This window comes from Pseudomonas sp. NFACC04-2, from assembly GCF_900119265.1.
Lineage (GTDB): Bacteria > Pseudomonadota > Gammaproteobacteria > Pseudomonadales > Pseudomonadaceae > Aquipseudomonas > Aquipseudomonas fluorescens_AA.
The window spans coordinates 1-1,204 of the sequence record NZ_FPJC01000062.1 but is presented as its reverse complement, the minus strand read 5'-3'; the positions used below and the strand labels follow the sequence as shown (position 1 = coordinate 1,204).

The 1,204-nt window shown below is 63.4% G+C and carries 1 protein-coding gene; it reads right to left on the bottom strand.

Going from position 1 to position 1,204, the window contains the following annotated elements; translation table 11 throughout:
- Positions 1-1,204 (bottom strand): condensation domain-containing protein (locus BT125_RS28285; protein ID WP_256573859.1); only part of this gene is annotated, 1,204 nt, incomplete at both ends.

Genomic DNA, 1,204 nt, shown 5'->3' with positions numbered 1-1,204 from the left:
TTCAACTCGCGGTAGTTCAGGCGCTGTTCGCCACGGATCACCGCCACCGCCTCCGGCGTACGCTGGACCTGGGCCTCGAACAGACCATGAATCGTCTGCTGCTGCGGATAATCCGCCTCGGTGGCGTTGAACGTCACCAACAGCCGATCACGCTCCTGCGCTGGCAAGATCGTCAAATCAGACAATGACGTTCCAGCCGCACCCTCCAACGCCACGACCAGGCTCGTCAATGCCGCTTCCATATAGGCGCCGATCCGCCGTGCGCCGATTTCGACCACCGCCTGAACAGTCAGGCTGAAGCCTTCGCCGAGATCATCCACGGACAGCACCAGTGGATAGTTGGTGCGTTCTTCACCGCCCAGTTCCTCGATCCCTTCCCAGGTCGACGACGCTTGTAACGCATCAGGCTCGGCGACCGAATGACGGTAGTTGAGCAATGCACTGAACAAGGGCGTCGGTGCGACCACGCCACTGCAACGCTGGGCCAGCGCCAGGGAAGCATGTTCATGGCCCAACAGCCCGCTCAGCCGCGCGTGAGTCGCCAGCACGCCGTCGCGCACGCTTTGTGCACCGACTTGCACACTGATCGGCAAGGTGTTGATGAACATTCCCAAGGCGCGGTCGGCGCCTTCACCGCCCTGCATCCGCCCCATCAGCACCGTGCCGAACACCACCTCTTCGCGACCCGAAACCCGTCCCAGCACCTGGGCCCAGGCCAAGTGATACAGGCTCGCCGCACTCACGCCCAATTGACGCGCCTGCAGACGCAGAAGGCGGCTCAGCTCCGTCGAGATGGCCTGCTGGGCTTCCTCGATACTGCTGCCATCGCCACGGACATCCTGCAGGCCGAACGGCAGCGTCGGCTCGTCGATGTCGCCGAGCATCGCGCGGAAAAACCCTTCGTGCTCTTCACGACTCACGCCAAGGCATACCTGGGCCACATAGTTGCGGTAAGGCACCGCGTCGCCCAACTGACCGGCGTGGCCCTGCAAGTGCATCTGGATCTCGTGGCGCATCACTTCCAGCGCCGTGTGGTCGAGCGCCATGTGATGGACCAGCAGGGTCGCCAACCAACGCTGGTTGGCGGCGTCCTGGGCGAACCGAACGCGCATCAACGGCGCCTGGCGGATATCCAGGCGCTGGTGACTGACGTCGAAGCTCGCCTTCAACTGCGCGAGAATGTCACCCTCTTCATCGTGCGGGA